Annotated in this window: 18 protein-coding genes, 2 pseudogenes and 1 riboswitch; of the genes and pseudogenes, 8 read left to right on the plus strand and 12 right to left on the minus strand. The window is 39.7% G+C overall.

Annotated elements, in window-relative coordinates; all coding sequences use genetic code 11:
- Positions 1-16 precede the first annotated feature (16 nt).
- The 7 genes and pseudogenes from yegQ to rne form a co-directional block, all read right to left on the minus strand.
- Complete coding sequence (gene yegQ / locus HMPREF2813_RS01925; RefSeq protein ID WP_005656437.1) at positions 17-1,396, minus strand: prephenate-dependent tRNA uridine(34) hydroxylase TrhP; 1,380 nt, start codon at positions 1,394-1,396, stop codon at positions 17-19.
- A 168-nt stretch (positions 1,397-1,564) separates the two neighbouring features.
- Positions 1,565-2,869, minus strand: a complete 1,305-nt coding sequence (locus HMPREF2813_RS01930; RefSeq protein WP_041174598.1) for an MFS transporter — start codon at positions 2,867-2,869, stop codon at positions 1,565-1,567.
- The gene (thiE, locus tag HMPREF2813_RS01935) at positions 2,853-3,533 is read right to left on the minus strand and encodes a thiamine phosphate synthase (RefSeq protein WP_005669209.1); all 681 of its coding nucleotides are present in this window, start codon (positions 3,531-3,533) and stop codon (positions 2,853-2,855) included. Before thiE ends, HMPREF2813_RS01930 begins: the two co-directional genes overlap by 17 nt.
- Positions 3,534-3,543: 10 nt before the next feature.
- Positions 3,544-4,353 carry a bifunctional hydroxymethylpyrimidine kinase/phosphomethylpyrimidine kinase gene (gene thiD / locus HMPREF2813_RS01940; RefSeq protein ID WP_014550422.1) on the minus strand — a complete coding sequence of 270 codons (810 nt, stop codon included), beginning with the start codon at positions 4,351-4,353 and terminating at the stop codon, positions 3,544-3,546.
- Entirely contained in the window at positions 4,346-5,137 is a 792-nt protein-coding gene (gene thiM, locus HMPREF2813_RS01945) for a hydroxyethylthiazole kinase (RefSeq protein WP_005656428.1), read from the minus strand. Before thiM ends, thiD begins: the two co-directional genes overlap by 8 nt.
- A 129-nt stretch (positions 5,138-5,266) precedes the next feature.
- Positions 5,267-5,355, minus strand: a riboswitch (TPP riboswitch).
- A 39-nt stretch (positions 5,356-5,394) separates the two neighbouring features.
- A pseudogene (locus HMPREF2813_RS09495) lies at positions 5,395-5,661 on the minus strand (opacity family porin); the annotation flags it as partial.
- Between the two features lie 100 nt (positions 5,662-5,761).
- A complete protein-coding gene (rne, locus tag HMPREF2813_RS01950) occupies positions 5,762-8,569 on the minus strand; it encodes a ribonuclease E (protein ID WP_048946923.1) in 2,808 nt (935 codons plus the stop codon).
- A 50-nt stretch (positions 8,570-8,619) separates the two neighbouring features.
- Between rne and HMPREF2813_RS09945 the strand changes: the two genes are divergently transcribed.
- The 3 genes from HMPREF2813_RS09945 (at position 8,620) to hfq (ending at position 10,325) form a co-directional block, all read left to right on the plus strand.
- A complete protein-coding gene (locus HMPREF2813_RS09945; RefSeq protein WP_153232580.1) occupies positions 8,620-8,769 on the plus strand; it encodes a hypothetical protein in 150 nt (49 codons plus the stop codon).
- Positions 8,770-8,990: 221 nt separating this feature from the next.
- Positions 8,991-9,959, plus strand: a complete 969-nt coding sequence (gene rluC / locus HMPREF2813_RS01955; protein ID WP_038440601.1) for a 23S rRNA pseudouridine(955/2504/2580) synthase RluC — start codon at positions 8,991-8,993, stop codon at positions 9,957-9,959.
- Between the two features lie 90 nt (positions 9,960-10,049).
- A complete protein-coding gene (hfq, locus tag HMPREF2813_RS01960) occupies positions 10,050-10,325 on the plus strand; it encodes an RNA chaperone Hfq (protein ID WP_005693756.1) in 276 nt (91 codons plus the stop codon).
- A gap of 95 nt (positions 10,326-10,420) precedes the next feature.
- On the opposite strand, the gene HMPREF2813_RS01965 is transcribed toward hfq, so the two are convergent.
- Both HMPREF2813_RS01965 and mepM read right to left on the minus strand, forming a co-directional pair.
- Positions 10,421-11,377: a sigma 54-interacting transcriptional regulator gene (locus HMPREF2813_RS01965; RefSeq protein WP_038440604.1), complete on the minus strand. Its 957-nt coding sequence runs from the start codon at positions 11,375-11,377 to the stop codon at positions 10,421-10,423.
- 114 nt (positions 11,378-11,491) lie between these two features.
- Entirely contained in the window at positions 11,492-12,919 is a 1,428-nt protein-coding gene (gene mepM / locus HMPREF2813_RS01970; RefSeq protein ID WP_080291953.1) for a murein DD-endopeptidase MepM, read from the minus strand.
- 171 nt (positions 12,920-13,090) lie between these two features.
- Between mepM and znuC the strand changes: the two genes are divergently transcribed.
- From znuC to tilS, 5 genes and pseudogenes are all read left to right on the plus strand, one after another.
- Positions 13,091-13,897, plus strand: a complete 807-nt coding sequence (gene znuC / locus HMPREF2813_RS01975; protein ID WP_005656411.1) for a zinc ABC transporter ATP-binding protein ZnuC — start codon at positions 13,091-13,093, stop codon at positions 13,895-13,897.
- On the plus strand, positions 13,897-14,682 hold the full coding sequence (gene znuB, locus HMPREF2813_RS01980) for a zinc ABC transporter permease subunit ZnuB (RefSeq protein WP_005686871.1): 786 nt from the start codon (positions 13,897-13,899) through the stop codon (positions 14,680-14,682). The genes znuC and znuB overlap by 1 nt, the downstream gene beginning before the upstream one ends.
- An 88-nt stretch (positions 14,683-14,770) precedes the next feature.
- Positions 14,771-15,718 (plus strand): acetyl-CoA carboxylase carboxyl transferase subunit alpha, encoded by a 948-nt coding sequence (gene accA / locus HMPREF2813_RS01985; RefSeq protein ID WP_005686868.1) that lies wholly within the window; start codon positions 14,771-14,773, stop codon positions 15,716-15,718.
- 69 nt (positions 15,719-15,787) lie between these two features.
- Positions 15,788-15,895: pseudogene (locus tag HMPREF2813_RS09500) on the plus strand (pyridoxal kinase); the annotation flags it as partial.
- A complete protein-coding gene (gene tilS, locus HMPREF2813_RS01990; protein WP_070646941.1) occupies positions 15,895-17,187 on the plus strand; it encodes a tRNA lysidine(34) synthetase TilS in 1,293 nt (430 codons plus the stop codon). The pseudogene HMPREF2813_RS09500 and the gene tilS, both read left to right, overlap by 1 nt.
- Before the next feature lie 7 nt (positions 17,188-17,194).
- On the opposite strand, the gene mutH is transcribed toward tilS, so the two are convergent.
- The 3 genes from mutH to HMPREF2813_RS02005 all read right to left on the minus strand — a co-directional run bounded on the left by mutH (position 17,195) and on the right by HMPREF2813_RS02005 (position 19,846).
- Positions 17,195-17,866: a DNA mismatch repair endonuclease MutH gene (gene mutH / locus HMPREF2813_RS01995; protein ID WP_070646943.1), complete on the minus strand. Its 672-nt coding sequence runs from the start codon at positions 17,864-17,866 to the stop codon at positions 17,195-17,197.
- A complete protein-coding gene (locus HMPREF2813_RS02000) occupies positions 17,863-18,402 on the minus strand; it encodes a methylated-DNA--[protein]-cysteine S-methyltransferase (RefSeq protein ID WP_005666549.1) in 540 nt (179 codons plus the stop codon). The genes mutH and HMPREF2813_RS02000 overlap by 4 nt, the downstream gene beginning before the upstream one ends.
- Positions 18,403-18,475: 73 nt before the next feature.
- Entirely contained in the window at positions 18,476-19,846 is a 1,371-nt protein-coding gene (locus HMPREF2813_RS02005) for an outer membrane protein transport protein (RefSeq protein ID WP_070646945.1), read from the minus strand.
- Positions 19,847-19,942: the final 96 nt, after the last annotated feature.

Below are 19,942 nucleotides of genomic sequence, written 5' to 3' on the forward strand. Positions count from 1 at the left end.
TCTGTTTTATATCACACTAGCAATGTGGGTTTCTTGTATTGGTATTAACTAAATTACGCATTAATAAAGCGTAATTTAAGTTAATATCTTGTGGTACATTTAAGAATACAAAATGCCCATCACCTAGTGCTGCATCAACCGTTTCATTTTTACGATTTAGCATTTTTTCAATTTTGAAATTAATATTGCCTTGTGGTGTCATCATTTCTACATTGTCGCCAAGTAAGAATTTGTTTTTTACTGCTACTTCAGCCATACCTTGTTCGTTACGTTTGCCCGTAAATTCACCGACAAATTGCTGACGATCAGAAATAGAATAGCCATATTCGTAGTTTTGGTATTCATCGTGCGTATGGCGACGTAAGAAACCTTCGGTATAACCACGATGCGCAAGGGATTCTAACGTATCCATTAAGCTTTCATCAAATGGTTTGCCTGCGGCTGCATCATCAATGGCTTTGCGGTAAACTTGAGCAGTTCTTGCACAATAATAAAATGATTTTGTACGGCCTTCGATTTTTAAAGAATGCACACCAAGTGCGGTCAATTTTTCCACATGTTGTACGGCACGTAGATCTTTTGAATTCATAAAATAGGTACCGTGTTCATCTTCAAACGCCGTCATTTGCTCGTCAGGCTTTTGTGATTCTGTATAAAGGAAGACTTTATCCGTTACTGCACCCTCGCCTAAGGTTGGTGCTACATTTTTCACTTCAATTTGTTGAGCAGGATCGATTTTTGGCACAATGTTGCCTACTTCATCTGTCGTACCCTCTTCCATTTTATATTCCCAACGGCAAGCATTGGTGCAAGTGCCTTGGTTTGGATCACGTTTGTTGATATAGCCAGAAAGCAAACAACGACCAGAATACGCCATACATAATGCACCGTGTACAAAAATTTCGAGTTCAATATCTGGCACCTGTTGGCGAATTTCAGCAATTTCATCGATTGAAAGTTCGCGCGATAAAATCACACGAGTTAATCCCATTTGTTTCCAGAATTTCACTGTTGCCCAGTTTACCGCATTGGCTTGCACAGAAAGATGAATATCAATATTGGGGAAGTTTTCACGCACCAACATAATTAAGCCCGGATCAGACATAATTAAAGCATCTGGTTTCATATCGATCACGGGTTGTAAATCTTTAATAAAAGTTTTGAGTTTAGAATTATGGGGTGCAATGTTTACTACCACATAGAATTTTTTGCCAAGGGAATGGGCTTCATCGATCCCGATTTTTAAATTAGCGTGATTAAATTCATTATTACGTACACGTAAGCTATAACGAGGTTGTCCTGCATAAACGGCATCTGCACCATAAGCAAAGGCGTAGCGCATATTTTTAAGGGAGCCAGCAGGGGAAAGTAATTCTGGTTTGAATTGGGTTGTCATAATATTCTCTTTTGTCTGATTTCAGGTCAGGGATTTACACAAGGTAAATCGTTAGGTGGGGTATTGTAGAGAAAATATTTGGCTTGTAAAGGAAAGTGCGGTTAAATTCTTAGTAGAATTTTATGTAAAATTTAACCGCTTAATAGGTTGTATTTAATTCCTCAAATCTTAGGATAGTAATTTATCTTTCGTTTCTGAAATAAACCATAATCCAACCAAGCTCAACACAGCGTTTAGGGTTAAATAAATCCCCACACCTTTTAAGCCGTAGTGAGCATTCAGCGGTAAGGCAATGATTGCCGCAACACTTGCCCCGAATAAGCCTGCAATATTATAGGTTAAAGAAGCACCTGAATAGCGGGCGTGAGTAGGGAAGAGTTCAGGTAAAAAACTCGCTAATGGCCCATAGCCCATTCCAATTAACCCCATACCGATGAATAAAAACCAAAACAGACTGGTAGTTGTACCGTTTTCGAGAAATAACGGCAAGGATAAACCAAAAATCGCAACGCCAACAGTTGTCCAAATGAGCCAAATACGGCGACCAATTTTGTCGATATATTTGCCCGAAACGGCAATCGTTATTGCCAAAGAAACCGCACTTGCCATCAATAAAGCGGTAAAAATTTGTGGTGAAAATCCCAATCCCATCGCATAGCCTGCTTCCGAAACCGTTGGAGCAGATTTGGCGTAAATTTGGCTAAAGGCAATCATAATGTAGAACAGCACATAGCCTGCAATACAAATTAACATCCCCAAGAAAAACGGCTTGAAATGGGTTGTGAAAACTTCCCACATTGGTAAGCGTTTAGGTTTTGGCTTGTTAAGTGCAGCGAGGAAAATCGGGGCTTCAGTCAGTTTTAGGCGAACATATAAGCCAATTGCCACTAAGATAATGGAAGATAAAAACGGTATCCGCCACGCCCATTCAGTCATAGCTTCTTGCCCGAAAATCGCCGTAATGCCTAAGAATACGCCATTTGCCAACAACAAGCCAAGCGGGGCACCCAGTTGTGGGAAAGTGCCATACCAACCTCGTTTACCTTCTGGAGCATTTTCGACCGCAACTAACGCTGCACCGTCCCACTCTCCGCCTAAACCGATACCTTGCCCAATACGGCATAAACAGAGCAAAATTGTCGCCCAAATACCGATGCTGTCATAAGTTGGCAACAAACCGATAACCACAGTGGAAACACCCATCAACAGTAAGCTCATCACAAAAGTATTTTTCCGCCCGAAACGGTCACCGAAATGCCCGAATAATATTGCCCCCAAAGGACGAGCAATAAAAGTAAGTGCTAAAGTGGAAAGTGCCGCAATCTGCCCTGAAAGTGGATCTGTGGCATGGAAGAATTGATGGTTAAATACCAATACCGCTGCCATTGCATAAATGTAGTTATCGAAATACTCAATCGCCGTGCCGACCATCGTCGCTGTCGCGACCTGTTTTAGACTATTTTGCGTATTCATCACTTGCCTCCCGTAATGCTTTTGTTGCGGCTTGCACATTATCGGCGTGCGTAATTGCAGTAATCACTGCCACACCATCCGCCCCAAATTCTCGTAAGGTTTTAACGTGAGCTAATTTCACCCCACCAATTGCCACAAGCGGTTTAGTTATCCCCGCATTTCGCAAAGTTTGAATAAACGCCATTCCTAGTGTTGGTTTCGGATTCTCTTTTGATTGAGTTGGAAAAATCGGGCCAATTCCAAAATAATCAATTTCCGCTAAATTTTCCCCAATTTTTGCCTCGTCTAAACGATTCACCGACCAACCAATAATTAGCGGTTTATCTGTTTTAGCTCGAATCTCTTGCACAGGCATATCGCTTTGCCCAACGTGAATGCCATCCGCCTCGATTTCCAACGCCAAATCAACGTTGTCGTCTACAATAAACGGTACGCCATATTCACGGCACAAATCACGACAACTCATCGCCAATGCCTTCTGTGCTGAGGGCGTATGTTCTAACGAAAATTTGCCTTTATCCCGAAATTGAAAGCAGGTAATTCCGCCTTCTAACGCTTGTTTAAGCACGAATAATAAATTTTCTGACAAGTTCTCGCCCAAATGACGGCAATCTTGCGTGCCTGCCACAAAGTAAAGCGGTAAGATTTTTTGAATATTTTTCATCTTTCAATCCTTAAAGGCGACTGTAAGCCCAATGATTTGTCGGCCCCTGTCCTTGCCCAATATTCAATGGGTGAGAAATCGCTGCGGTAATAAAATCTTTCGCTGTTTTTACCGCACTTTGCAACGGTTCGCCTTTCGCCAACTCTGCGGTTAAACAGGCAGAAAAGGTACAGCCCGTACCGTGTGTATGCGGCGTGTTGAAACGGGGGCTTTGCAAAGTAAAATGACGACCATCTGCAAGTAAAACCCAATCTTGGCACAGCTCACTTTGCGAATTGAGCGAATGTCCGCCCTTAATAATCACATTCTTCGCTCCTTGTTTTTGCAACGCTTTTGCGGCTTGTTGAATACTGATGTCGTCCACAATCGCAATCCCCGTTAATGCTTCCGCTTCGGGAATGTTCGGTGTAATCACATCCGCCAACGGCAGCAATTTTTTGCTTAATGCACTCACCGCTTGCTGTTGCAATAACGGGGCGCCGCCTTTGGCGATCATCACAGGATCTAGCACCAGCGTGCCGAAAGGCTTATCAGCAAGAAAATCTGCGACGCATTCAATAATTTCTGCATTGCCCAACATACCAATTTTGCAACTTGCAATCTGGAAATCATTTTTGACCGCTTCCAGTTGTGCTTGAATTGTTTTCAGTGGAATAGGGTGAATATCAAATACGCCAAGTGTGTTTTGTGCAGTAACAGCTGTAATTACGGATGTACCAAACACGCCGCGCATTTGGAAGGTTTTAAGATCCGCTTGAATGCCTGCACCACCGCCACTGTCTGACCCTGCGATGGTTAAAACTTGTTTCACATTACTCATTAATGCGCCCTCTTTGTCCAATGGTTTCAGGGGAAAGTGCAGCAAGCTCGTCCAGCAAACGGATTTGGAACTGTCCCACTTGTGTGGTTAAGCCTTGCGCCGCACACTCGCCTGCAATGGTGTATGCTACACAGGCTTCTAATGTCGCAGAAAAATAATTCCCTTCACTTACCGCTAAAAATGCAGCACACACGGCACTCAATAAACAGCCCGAAGCCGTAACTTTCGGGAACAATGACGTGCCGTTGTGAACGGTCGCAGTTTGTGTGCCATCGCTGACAATATCCACCACCCCGCTAATCAACACCGTACAGCCATAGCGTTGAGCCACTTTCTCGGCAACGGCTTTTAAATCCACTTCGCCCTGCCCTGCATCTACACCTTTTGCCTGCCACGCCTCGCCTGCAATGGCAGCCAGTTCACCTGCATTACCACGAATAAGTGCGAATTTTACTTCTGCCAGCAATTGGCGAATGGTCTCACGGCGATAACTGGTTGCCCCCACACCAACAGGATCTAACACTACAGGAATTCCAACCTCATTTGCTGTTTTTCCTGCCTGCAACATCGCCTCCCGATCTTTACCAATCAGCGTACCAATATTAATGACCAATGCTTGACTGATTTTCGGTACTTCCTGCATTTCTTCGATATTCGCCGACATCAAAGGCGAAGCTCCTAATGCCAACAAGCCATTGGCACTAAAATTCGCTGCCACAATATTGGTAATGTTATGAATGAGCGGATTCTGCTCACGGATTTTGGAGAGATAAATTGATTGCATAAGCATTCCTTGTGTTGAATATAAAATAAACAAAAATGCCCGCTATTCACTGTGAGCAATTAGCGGATGTAATAAAATGTAGAAAATTGGGAAAATAAACAGGATAAAATCGTGATAGAGAAAGGTTGAATATGTGGCATATTAGTTTCCTACGTCAGTGCTAACTGTTTCAGGTTCACGGGTATCATCTCAGCCTTTCGGCACCCCGACTAAAAATTGGATGAAGTTTACGCTTCTTTTCAAGAAAAAACAAGCGGTCAAATTTTTCCCTCATTTTGCAAATAATGAGAAGAATTTGACCGCTTAAATAGAAAACTAAATTTGTTTAATTGAAAACGGTAACGCACACCGAAAGAGGCTTCATGAGTTTTAAAACGCACGTTTTCTAAACGTCCCCAATCGTTATAACGATAACCTAAGTCTAAGGTAATATTCGGTGTAATGTCATAGTCAATACTACCAATAAAACCAAAGCCAATGCGTTTTATGCTTCTAGAACCTGATGTTTCCTGATCCGCCTTAAAATTTGACTGATTGGTTTTTTATGCTTTCAATCAAACTGTATTTATAAAATAAAAAGAATTGACGTAATGTTGGTTACGTCAATTCTATTTTTATTTTTGATTATTCTGATTTTGCGCGGGTTGGTTCAGAATAAACGTGGCTAATTGCACAATGATGTCCTGCCGCGCCTTTTCCATAGAAATAATAACGAGAATCCTGCCAAGCCCTAATCGGGAAAGCCTCTGGCATTTCATCATTTGCTTTTGCTAAAGTCATCTCCGCTTTTGTATGGGGCACTGAAGAAATTGTTCCTAAACGTCCATTAAATTCATAAGTGCGGACAAATTTTGATACTTTCTCGAGCGTTTCAGGTTCATCTACATTAATTGCTGGATCAATAGATTCAACAACTTCTTGAGGTTTATATGAACTTAAACGATCTAAAGATTCTTGTACTTTTTTCTGTACCGATTCATTAGCTGGTTGAGTAATAAAATCTAATGCAGGTTTTACATCAGGGGATTTTTCTTCAACGATAATTCCCATTGCTGGCGTGATAAACCCTTTTTTAGTTTTCTCTTGCTCAAGCAATTCATCCACAGATAAGAAATGATTTTCTTTTGTCAGATTTACCGTTGAATAATCAATCCAAGCCTTGCCACTTGCCAATTCAGGCGAAACCACCGCAGCAAATAATGGCATTGGCGATTTTGGCTCTTGATTACGGCGACGACGCTGATTATTCGCTGCACGTAAATGACGTGGAGTACGACGCTGACGCTCTTGACGTTCAGAACGCTGGTTCTGATGAACGGGTTTTTCATCATTATTTTGAACCGTAATTACATCCACTTCTGGCATTTTTTCAGTCGTGCTGAAGTTATTTTCAACAACTGTTTCATTATCTTCAACGCGCACGCGTTTACGTAAATCACGGCGTTGGCGGCGTTGAGTGACAGGCTCAGTTCTTTCTTCTTTAGCCTCAAAAACAGGTGTAGAATTTACCGCACTTTCAGCGATACTTTCTTCCACTAAGTTACGGCGCGGACGGCGTTGATTACGCTCACGGACATTACGAACCTGTTCTTCGGTTCTTTCTGTTTCGTTATTTTCAGAACGTGGACGACGAGAAGAACGACGATCCTGTGAACGGCGTTGATTACGATTAGGATTGCGCGAAGTGCGGTTATTTTTCGGTTTGTTTTCTTCAGATTTAGTCGCAAATAAACCTTTAATCTTCGCAATAATTTTAGCTAACAAAGAGGGTTCATTTGATTTACGCTCAACTGGCGTTGGGGCTGCTTCTGAAATAGAAAGCGCAACTACTGCACTTTCAACCGCTGGTTGTTCAATAACAGCTGTTGTTTCCACATTACGAGAAACCAGTGATTCTTCAGTATTTTCATCTTTCTCACAGTGAATTTTCGCTAAATTATAGCTTAATTCATTTACTTCTTCGCCATCACGTAAGCGGAAAACGCTAAAGTGCGGTGTTTCCATTGCTTCATTTGGGGCAACAATAATATCGACATTATGACGCTTTTCAATATTGCTGATTGCTTTGCGTTTTTCATTAAGAAGATAAGAGGCAATTTGTACTGGCACAATGGTATGCACTTGCTTAGTGTTTTCTTTTAATGCTTCTTCTTCCAGCAAACGCAAAATAGATAAAGAAAGAGATTCATTATCACGCACTTTGCCTGTTCCTTGACAACGAGGGCAAATATGGTGCGAAGATTCGCCCAATGATGGGCTTAAACGCTGACGTGACATTTCTAACAAACCAAAACGAGAAATTCGGCTAATTTGAATACGGGCGCGATCTGGACGAACCGCATCACGAATACGATTTTCTACTTCACGTTGATGGCGGATTGGTGTCATATCAATGAAATCGATAACAACTAAACCACCTAAGTCACGTAAACGTAATTGACGCGCGATTTCATCTGCCGCTTCAAGGTTGGTATTTAATGCCGTTTCTTCAATATCGCCACCACGAGTAGAACGTGCGGAGTTAATATCAATGGCGGTTAATGCTTCAGTTACATCAATAACGATTGAACCGCCAGAAGGTAAACGCACTTCACGTTGGAATGCGGATTCAATTTGAGATTCAATTTGATAGTGGCTGAAAAGTGGCACTTCGCCTTGATAAAGTTTCACGCGATTGATGAAATCAGGACGCACAAGTTTGATATGCTCTTTCGCTTTCTCAAAAATTTTTGGGCTATCAATCAGGATCTCACCAATATCACGACGCAAATAATCGCGAATAGCGCGTACAATCACATCGCTTTCTTGATGAATTAAAAATGGAGCTGGACGACTTTGTGAAGCTTGTTTGATCGCTTCCCAATGATGTAATAATACTTTTAAATCCCATTGTAATTCTTCTGGCGATTTTCCCACACCAGCAGTACGGACGATTAAGCCTACACCGTCAGGCACATCTAATGAACTTAATGCCTCTTTTAGTTCAGTACGTTCATCGCCCTCAATACGGCGAGAAATTCCTCCTGCCCGTGGATTATTCGGCATAAACACCAAATAACTACCGGCAAGAGAAACAAAAGTAGTTAAGGCTGCACCTTTGTTTCCTCTTTCTTCTTTATTAACTTGAACGATAACTTCCTGTCCTTCAGTCAAAATATCGCGAATATTCGGACGACCTTGAAAAACATAATCATCAGGAAAATATTCACGGGCAATTTCTTTTAAAGGTAAAAAACCGTGACGTTCTGCACCATAATCTACAAAAGCCGCTTCTAAGCTTGGCTCAACGCGAGTAATTTTTCCTTTGTAGATATTCGCTTTTTTTTGTTCGTGTCCTGGACTTTCAATGTCCAAGTCAAAAAGGCGTTGTCCATCGACAAGCGCGACACGCAACTCTTCTTTTTGAGTTGCATTGATTAACATTCTTTTCATTGTCAATTCTCTTATTAAATATTTAAAAAAAACTCAAAATAAACCGCACTTTGCTTCGTTATCGACCTCGTGTTTCTCGCGCCAGTCAATCTCACGACTGTATGTTGCTGGGTGCATTGATAACGTTATTAAGCATAAATATTTGCTTGATAAAACAACGCGATATTCCGCACGCGTTGCAAATGGCTGATTTATTTTAAGAAAAATGTTGATTATCAATGTCTTATGCCAATTGCTGCATTGAGTTTTTACCAACAAAACTTATCCTTTTTTACGCAAATTCTTAGGCGCAAAAAGAGGCTCTATTATCCATAGAAAACGATTAATTAGCAAGGCGAATTTGCGTTCATAGAGTGACGTTCATATTACGTTTATAGTGCCTTTATGATATGATTTGCAGCGATTTTCAAAAGGAAAAAAAATGACAAAACAAAATGAAAAAATCATTAATTCATCGGTAAAAATGCTGACAATTAGTGAAGATGAAAGTGGACAACGAATTGATAATTATTTATTAGCAAAACTCAAAGGTGTACCCAAAAGTTTAATTTATCGCATTGTGCGTAAAGGCGAAGTGCGAGTAAACAAAGGCAGAATTAAACCAGAATATAAATTGCAAACAGGCGATGTTGTACGCATTCCACCTGTGCGTGTGGCTGAAAAAAATGATGTGCCGATTTCAAAAAATCTCAATAAAGTTGCCGCACTTGAAAACCAAATTTTGTTTGAAGATGATTGCTTGATTATTTTAAATAAACCCTCAGGAATCGCGGTGCATGGCGGAAGTGGTTTAAATTTTGGTGTGATTGAAGCCTTACGAGCATTACGCCCAGAAGCACGCTTTTTAGAACTGGTTCATCGTTTAGATCGCGATACATCAGGCATTTTATTAATTGCCAAAAAACGTTCAGCATTACGCAATTTGCACGAACAACTTCGCGTCAAAACCGTTCAAAAAGATTATTTAGCGTTAGTACGTGGGCAATGGCAATCCCATATAAAAGTTATTCAAGCCTCTCTTTTGAAAAATGAATTATCTAGCGGAGAGCGCATTGTGCGTGTCAGCGAGCAAGGAAAACCATCTGAAACCCGCTTCAGCATTGAAGAACGCTATATAAATGCTACGCTTGTGAAGGCTTCACCAGTCACAGGGCGAACCCATCAAATTCGTGTGCATACACAATATGCTGGGCATCCTATTGCATTAGATGATAAATACGGCGATAAAGATTTTGATAAACAAATGAATGAATTAGGATTAAATCGTTTGTTTTTGCACGCTTTTTCAATTCGGTTTGAACACCCTAAAAATGGCGAAACACTACGTTTCAATGCACCACTAGATCATCAAATGAAAGCAATTTTGCAAAAGTTGCGGGAAAGCAAATAGACAATATTTCTGTTTATTGCTACACTTACACACGGAGACAACTCGTTTCTATCAACAAATTTCATAATAACGACAACAAAGGATAGCAAAATGGCAAAAGGACAATCTTTACAAGATCCTTATTTAAATGCGCTTCGTCGTGAACGCATTCCTGTATCAATTTACCTTGTAAACGGAATTAAACTTCAAGGTCAAATTGAATCATTCGATCAATTCGTGATTTTATTAAAAAACACAGTGAACCAAATGGTATATAAACACGCAATTTCAACGGTTGTACCTGCTCGTTCAGTTTCGCATCACAATAATAATCATCATACTGCTCCAACAGAAGCAGTTGAAAACGTGGAAACTCAAGCAGAGTAATCACAACACCATTAATGGACAATCAATATTTATTAAGTGCGGTTGAAAATTCTTAGGAAATTTCAACCGCACTTTTTCCATTTCAAATCGGAAAATTATTTTCCAATTCCATATTGTTTCAATTTATTCGCAATCGCAGTATGGGAAACGCCTAAACGTTGAGCTAATTTTCGCGTGCTTGGATATTCTGCATAAAATAATTTTAGAACTTGTGCTTCATAAGATCCGATGATTTCATCTAAGGTTTTATTTCCAAATTCATCCAAAGAAATTACCGCACTTTGTGGCGGAGCAAGATTTAAACTTTCGATAGTCAAATGATTATCTTGTACCAGAGAGCAGGCACGATAAAGGGTGTTATAAAGCTCACGAACATTCCCTTTCCAATCATATTTCTGCAAATAAAGAAGAAAATCTTTATCGAAAGTTGGTTTTGCAATTTTTAATTCTTCACTGATTTCCTGTAAAAAACCTTGTGCCAGTGGCTCAATATCTGCAACGCGATTGCGTAATGCAGGCACATTAATAGTGAGAACATTTAAGCGATGAAATAAATCAGCACGAACTTTACCTTGCTCAACAAGCAAATGGAGTGGAACCTGTGATGTGCAAATCACGCGCACATTTGCATAATGCTCCTTTTCTTCGCCTACTCGACGGAAAGATCCATCCGTTAAAAAACGCAATAATTTAGCCTGCAAACCCAATGAAAGTTCAGCAATACCATCGAGTAAAACTGTACCCTCATTTGCGTATTCAAAAAAACCAATGGTTTCACTGTCGCCAACTTTTCGACCAAACATTTCACTTTCCGCATCTTCATCAGGCAATCCTGCACAGTTTACTGCGATAAATTTTTTATCTCGACGTAAACTCTGATAATGGCAGGCTTTCGCTAACAAATCCTTTCCTGTCCCCGTTTCGCCTTGAATTAACAAAGGCACATCAAACATAGCAAAACGTTTCGCGTTTTCTACCGCACTTTTCATCGCTTCACTTTGTACAACAAAACAATCGAAGGGTTTTTGAGGATCAAATTTAGAAATCGTCATATTCAGGGAATGGAAATAATTAAGATATGGCTATGATAATTTCTTTACAACAAAGTGTAAATATTATTTTACATAAGGTAAAAATGCGACCATTTTTGACCGCACTTTATATAGCTAAGGTTTTAACATTTTTTCTGCTTCACGAACACGAACAAGGAATTGTTTACGTTCAGCTGAACTCATACCGCTGCTAGTACCGGGTAATTTAACAGTAAGAGGATTCACTGCTCGACCGTTAATACGAAATTCATAATGTAAATGCGGCCCCGTAGAAATGCCCGTGTTACCAGAAAGCGCAATACGTTCGCCTTTTTTAACGGTTTGCCCTGCTTTTACTAAGGATTTGCTCAAGTGCATATAAACAGTTTGATATTCACGCCCGTGACGCAACATAACATAACGCCCAGCACCGCCAGCCTGATAAGCGACCTTTTCAACTGTACCATCTGCTGGTGCAATAACTGGTGTGCCTTGAGAAACAGAGAAATCCACGCCTTTATGGGGACGAACACGTCCTGTTACTGGATGGCGACGATTTGGATTAAAAGGGGAGGAAACTCGCGCTTGTCGCTGCAATGGATAACGAGCAAAACCTTTGCCTAAAGTTTCCCCTTGCTGATTATAATAACGACCATTTGCCGCTTGCACTGCATAATAATTTTTACCACCAGATGAAATACGTAACGCTTCAACATTACCTTGACCTGTAAGTTTATCGCCTAAATATTCACGAGAAACTAAAATGGCAAATTGAGTGCCTTTTTTTAGTTTTCGTAAACTCACTTGCCATTGTAAGGCGTTACTAAGTTGGCTAATTTGTCGCGTATCAAGACCTTGTTCTCTTAAACTACTATTTAAAGAATTTTGAATCTCGCCTTTTAATACTTCTTTTCGCCAAATACTTTTCTTTTCAATAACTTGGCGTTTAAATTTCCCATCTTCGAGACGTTCATAAATACGTTCTTCTTTTTCAGAAACCAGCCAATTTAAATATTCCAAGTTATCATTTTTATTTAAAATCCAGTAAAATTGCTGACCTGCTTTTAAGTGGGCTAATTCGGGATCAAGCTTAATCAACGGTTGTACTGATGAATCATCTAAACCAGATAAAACTAAAACATCTTTTAACGTATCCCCTTCGGTTACCGTATAGCTAAATTGATCAGTAATTCTTATGGCTTGATCGGCCGCGTCTAATAAACCATTGAGTGCGTCTTGTGCGTGTTGAGGTAAAGTACCGAGATCATCTGAAGATAGTTTTACTTCATCAACTTCATCATCTTTTGCTTGCAGTTCATCATCATAAGAGGTGGCATCTTCATCAGGTTGAAGTGCGGTGGAATTTTTATTTGGCGATGTATTTAACTCGTGATATTCCCCACTGTCAGAGGTGGAAAATATGGGATTTTCTTCAGATTTGTCTTTTATTGTAAGTAAAATGCCTGTCAAAATAAGCAGAATAGCAACAAAAAACACGCCTACTTTTATATATGTGCGTTTTTTTCGTCTATCTCGAGCTAATTTTACGTGTTGCACTGGCATCCCTAAAATAAAAAAGTTTTCAGCATTCAGACTACAGATTATAAAGAAAATTCATTCCTATGGAAAAAGCATTATTCAAATGCTTAAATATTCGACACAAGAGAGAAAATCTTGAGAATTCTATAAAAATGCGTTATTTTCCCCAACCATTGTTGAAAACACGGCGATTTTATGAATATCACAGCCATTCGCAACGAGCAAAACCAACAACCGCTCATTCAATTAAAAAATATCAATGTGGTTTTCGCACAAAAAACCGCTCTGCAAGATATTAATTTAAATATCTATCCCAATTCTATTATTACCATTGTGGGGCCAAATGGTGGCGGAAAATCAACGTTATTAAAAACCTTATTAAAACTACAAACGCCCACTTCTGGCGAAGTCATTTATAGTAAAAATGTTCGTATTGGTTATGTTCCACAAAAAATCCATTTAGATCATAGTTTACCCATCACGGTTGAGCGATTTCTTTCGCTAAAAAAAGGCATTAAAACACAAGAAATATCCACCGCACTTGAGCAACTTTCTATTTCACATTTACGCAAAAATAATATGCAAAAACTATCTGGTGGCGAAATGCAACGGGTATTATTGGCGCGTGCAATTTTAAATAAACCAAATTTACTTGTGCTAGACGAACCCACTCAAGGCGTAGATATTACTGGGCAGGCAGAACTTTATCAGCTCATTCATCAAACCCAACAAAAATTAAATTGTGCTGTATTGATGGTATCACACGATTTACACATTGTGATGGCAGACAGTAAAGAAGTATTGTGTATTAACCAACATATTTGTTGTGCAGGTACGCCTGATGTTCTCTCAAATGATCCAACATTTATGCGTTTATGGGGAAATCAGATCGCACAAAATATCGGCTTTTATACCCATCATCACAATCATCATCACACTTTACACGGAGATGTGTGCGGTTGTAATTCATCAGCAGTGCATTGTCAAAATAAGGATAAATAATGTTTGAAATTTTATTTCCAGCCTTTTTAACAGGCATTTTGCTTTCACTTATTACTGCGCCACTTGGCGTATTTGTAGTGTGGCGGAAAATGGCTTATTTTGGCGACACACTTTCTCACTCTGCCTTGCTCGGTGTGGCGTTAGGGATTTTCTTACAAGTCAATCCTTACATTGCGATTGTGGTGCTGACCTTAATTCTTGCTATCGCAATGGTGTGGTTAGAAAGCAATACGCAATTTTCTATTGATACCTTGCTCGGCATTATCGCCCATAGCTGTTTATCTCTCGGCGTTGTGACAGTAGGATTATTACGGAATGTACGGGTAGATTTAATGAATTATTTATTTGGGGATTTGCTCGCAATTAATTATACCGATTTAATTTATATTGGCATTGGCGTGATAATTGTGCTTTCAACATTAATTTACTTTTGGCAATCCTTACTTTCCACCACCGTATCGCCAGAACTCGCGCAAGTTGAAGGCATTAATATCAAAAAAATGCGTTTTATTTTAATGATATTAACCGCATTGACTATTGCCTTGAGTATGAAATTTGTCGGTGCATTAATAATCACATCCTTATTAATAATCCCTGCGGCAACCGCTCGTCGCTTTGCGAGAACACCTGAATCTATGGTGGGCTGGGCGATTGTAGTCAGTATGTTGTCAATTATAGCTGGGCTAATCTTATCAGCCTTTTATGATACCGCTGCTGGGCCTTCCGTTGTGATTTGTTCAGCGTTTTTATTTGTCTTATCACTCTTCAAAAAAGAGCGATTATGAGCTTGCCCAACCAGTGAAAACCATTTGCGCCACAGTTTAATTCTTGATAAAGTGCGGTCGATTTTTACGGTCTTTTTAGGATAACAAAATGAACCAAGAATATTTAGATTTTGAATTGCCGATTGCAGAATTAGAAGCAAAAATTGAAGCATTACATGCAGCATCGGATGATAAAGTTGATTTAACTGATGAAATCAAACGCTTACAAAAGAAAAGTAACGAACTCACTAAAAAAACCTTTGCTAACCTTGATGCTTGGCAAGTTTCACGTATGGCACGTCATCCAAACCGCCCTTATACATTAGATTATATTGAACATATTTTTACGGAATTTGAAGAACTTGCTGGCGACCGCGCTTTTGCTGATGATAAAGCGATTGTTGGTGGCTTGGCACGTTTAGATGGTCGCCCAGTGATGGTTATCGGTCATCAAAAAGGTCGTTCTGTAAAAGAAAAAGTACAACGCAATTTTGGTATGCCAGCCCCCGAAGGCTATCGTAAAGCGTTACGTTTAATGGAAATGGCTGAACGTTTTAAATTGCCAATTATTACATTTATTGATACTCCAGGGGCTTATCCAGGTATTGGCGCAGAAGAACGTGGTCAAGCGGAAGCTATTGCTCGCAACTTACGCGAAATGGCACAACTTACCGTTCCTGTTATTTGTACCGTTATCGGCGAAGGCGGTTCGGGCGGTGCATTAGCTATTGGCGTGGGCGATAAAGTGAATATGTTGCAGTATTCCACTTATTCTGTTATCTCGCCTGAAGGTTGCGCTTCTATTCTTTGGAAAAGTGCGGAAAAAGCATCGACTGCAGCGGAAGTAATGGGATTAACTGCAAGCCGTTTGAAAGAATTAAATCTTATCGATAGCATTGTGCAAGAACCTTTAGGTGGTGCGCATCGTAATTATCTAGAAATAGCTGAAAACTTAAAACTTCGTTTAAAAGAAGATTTATCAGAACTTGACGGACTAAGCAAAGAAGAATTATTAAATAGACGTTATGAACGTTTAATGTCTTACGGTTATTGCTAACTAACATTCTAAAAGAGCGGTGATTTTTGCCGCTCTTTTTTGATCTAAATATACAACAAAGGAGAAAACACAATGAAAACCACCTTTGAACTGGGTTCTTACGAGTTACAAACCATTGCTGCACGTTTTGAAATTCTTAATCCAAGCAGTAACTATAAAGCTGAAAAAGTTGCCTAATGGATTTACTTTCAGACATTGAAAAACAACTCCAAAAAGCCACCGCTCAAGGGTTTCTTATCGCCTTGAGTGGTGGTTTGGATTCTACTGTACTTCTTTCTTTATTTGCAAAACTTCGTCAAAAACAACCGCACTTACCGCCTTTATCAGTACGAGCTATCCACATTCATCACGGATTAAGCCCCAATGCCGACAGTTGGGCTAAACATTGCCAAGACTTATGCGATCAATTTCAAATTCCGTTGATTATTGAGCGAGTACAAGTAGATAAAACCAATGGCATTGAGGCTGGGGCGCGTGAAGCACGCTATCAAGCCATAAAAAAACATCTTCAAACGAAAGAAATGCTGGTTACAGCACATCATCTAAACGATCAAACAGAAACATTTTTCTTAGCACTAAAACGTGGCAGTGGGCTACAAGGCTTAGGCGCAATGCAACAACAAAGCGTATTATTCGGCATGCCAATTTTACGCCCGTTGTTAAGTTTTACTCGCCCACAGTTAGAAGATTATGCTCAAAAAGAAAAACTCAACTGGATTACAGATGAAAGTAATAAAGATAATCGATTTGATCGCAATTTCTTACGCAATGAAATTTTGCCAGAATTACGTGAACGCTGGGCTTATTTTGATTTAGCCGTGCAACGTTCCGCACAACATTGTTTTGAGCAACAACAGTTAATTAATGATTTATTGAGTGAAGCCTTTGCACAACATTGTCAAATTAAAAACCAATTTAAACTGTGCCAGTTCCGCCAATATTCTCTCGCAAAACAAACCGCACTTTTGCGTATGTGGCTTGCGGAAAACCAACTTGAAATGCCAAGTAAACGCCAACTTACACAGCTTATTAATGATGTCGTTTTTGCAAAAGAAGAGGCAAATCCTCAATTTCAGCTTGTAAATAAAGTTATTCGACGTTATCAAGATAGTTTATATTTAACTAAGCCGTTTTCTGATCTAACCAAATGCTCCCTAAAATTAGAACAAAATACGCTAAATTTACCTGATAATTTAGGCAATCTCACTGTTCAAGAAAATGAACATAATCTGATTTTCCACTGGCAGGATTTTTCTGTGACGCTAGAAAAAACGGACTTGCCTATTTCTATTCGTTTTGGTTATTCGGGCAAAATTAAACATCATCCGAAACGCCCAAGAGAAGATATAAAAAAAATCTGGCAAGAATTAAGCGTGCCACCTTGGGAACGAAATCGGATCCCTTTAATTTTTTACGGCAACGAGCTAAAAAGTGCGGTCGGTTTTTTCCGTGTTTTTGACGAGTATTAAAATCAAGTTAAAGTGGCTTTACATCTAAAAATGCGTTCAAAATTTGAGCGGTGAATTCTTTTCTTAGATAAAAACCTAAAGGCAAGGTATCTATAATTTCGCCATTTTTTCCTATGCCTTTTGTCACAGCGCGACTATTTGCACCCTTCGGGCGAAGTTGCATAACCTCACCAATTCGAGCGGTAATTTGCTCCAATTTGCCAAGTACAATTAAATCCATCAATTCTTCCCAATCTTGTTTTAATTGACGTTCTTGCTTAGCGGTTGGTTTCCATAAAATTGGCGCACCGATATGGCGTTCACGCAATGGAATATGGCGACTGCCTTCAATAGGCATCCAAAGTACACAAGAAAGTTTATGACGAACGTGAGAATTTTCCCATTTAACCCCAGAATTTTGTACCAACGGGGCAAGGCTCACAAAGGTGGTTTCAAGAGGATAACCCTCAGCATTAATCGGCAATGTTTTTAGTTCAACACCTAAATGAGAAAAATCCTGTTCAGCTTTACTTCCTGCCGTTGCGCCTAAAGCACGCTCTAATAACATGCCTACCCAGCCTTTATCACGTTTTAAATCAATCGGAACAGGAATATGCAGTTCACCAGCTAACTCCCCAAAAGTTAAGCCAGCAATGGATTGTGCTTGGGAAAGTAATTGTTCAAGGGTTTGTGGAATCATTCGTGATATTTCTTAAAAAAGCGAGGCTTAGTATTTTCAGTGCCTTTATCAATATAGGGAATTTTTTCTAACTGTAATAAAAAACGTTTTGCCTCTAAGCCACCGCCAAAACCAGTTAAAGTCCGATCTTTGCCTAAAATGCGATGACAAGGAATAATAATACTAATGGGATTACTCCCCACCGCGCCGCCCACGGCACGAACAGCTTTAGGATTATTAATCCGTAACGCCAGCTCGCCATAACTTGAAAGCTCGCCATAAGCAATTTCTCGCAAGGCTTGCCAAATGGCTTGTTGAAACGCGGTGCCTTCTGGTTTTAAGGGAATGTCTGCAAACCGCTCAACTTCCCCATTAAAATATCGTTCAAAAGCTAACCGCACTTTTTGAAAAACAGGCAATTCATCTTGCTTGTGCCATTTGGGATTAGGCGCATATTGCTCTTTTTCAAAATCAATATGCGTAATGCTCTCGCCGTCAGATAAAATCAAAAGCCGTCCCACTGGCGAGGGATAATAAGTGTAATAAAGTGCGGTCATTTTTGCCTTATTTTATAAAAAAAAGCACACTTGGTGTGGAAGTGTGCTTTATTATGCTAAATTTTTTAACGGATTAGAAACTATAATTTAAATTCAAACCGTAAAGATTTGCGTGTGCTTGAGAAGTATAATTTGCAGTTGTATCCAATGTGAGTGTAGCTTGACTTATTGCTTTTACTTCTTTAAAGTGAACTTTTTTGCCTTTTAAGTAAGCATAGCCAAGATCAACAGATAAATTAGGGGTGAATTTATAGGTTGCCCCTAAACTATACCAAGTGCGATTGGTATCTGGAATTGCAGCACTACGCTGATGACGAGATGCCGCTTGATCGTAAGCAATACCTGCGCGTAAGGTCAATTTTTCATCAAGATTATAACTTGCCCCTAATGCAACACGAGAGTTATTACTGTATTGTAATTCTTTATCAAACGCTTTTTTACCATTTTCAGAGCTAGCATGTAATTTTGTTAAACGACTCCAATGGGTATATTTATAACTATAATGCACAGCAAGTTTGTCAGTTAATTGATGGAAACCAGAAAGTTCTAAGTAATCTGGCAATGTAAGGGTTAAATCACCTTTTTTACCTGCCTTGATAGCCTCTGCTTCTAAACTAGTGGCAGTGCGGTCAGTAAAATCAATGTCCACTTTAGAATGATAGGCTAAACCAATTCTGTTACCTTCATTAAATTGATACATTACACCTGCATTCCAGCCAAAGCCCCAAGCGGCTCTATCTTGTAATGACACAACAGATTTGTCTTTAGAGGTCAAATGCTTAGGAAGATCTCTTAATGTTGTTTGCTGTGTTGAGAGTGCTTGTTTTATTTGGTTATCATTAACAGTATCCGCAATAAGACCAGCATTTCGTTCAACTTGGGCTTTAGCATAAACCGCATTTACCCCTAAACCTAGGCTCAAGCCTTCTGTTACTCGATAAGCACCACTTAAATTTAAGTTGATAGCAGTCAAGTCAGTTTTTCCACCAAATATACCAGCATCATAACTATCGCCATATTCACTTTTTAGACCGAAATTGACATTCATTCCTGCGCCCAGCGCGAATTTATCATTCACTGGCGCAACGAAATAAAGATTTGGCACAAAGCCACCAGGAACAACATTACGCTGTGAAGCTGAGCCGTTCCTTGTTATTTTCACTGAAGCACCTGTTATAGAAGCACCTACACCTACATCACCATTCATATTAATTCTAGAATCAACATAAACGCCACCTGTGGAAAACTGTGCCGTTTTAAATAAACTCATCAAAGCTGGGTTAGTTGCCACGACAGAAGCATTATCTGCAATCGCCGCTTCACCTGCATAGGCACGACCAAGACCTGAAGTAGAAACTTCCGCCAATTGAAACGCAGCCGCATTTGCACCACCTGCAGCCAACAACATTGCTGTTGCTAATATAGATTGATTAAATTTTTTCATTTGGAACCCTTTGTTATAAATAAAAATCTGGGCAATTATAAAGCCCGAATCTATTGAGTGCAACTCTATTCCTTATTTTTATTAGAGCTACGACTA

The sequence above is a fragment of the Haemophilus sp. HMSC066A11 genome (assembly GCF_001811665.1).
GTDB classification, from domain to species: domain Bacteria; phylum Pseudomonadota; class Gammaproteobacteria; order Enterobacterales; family Pasteurellaceae; genus Haemophilus; species Haemophilus influenzae.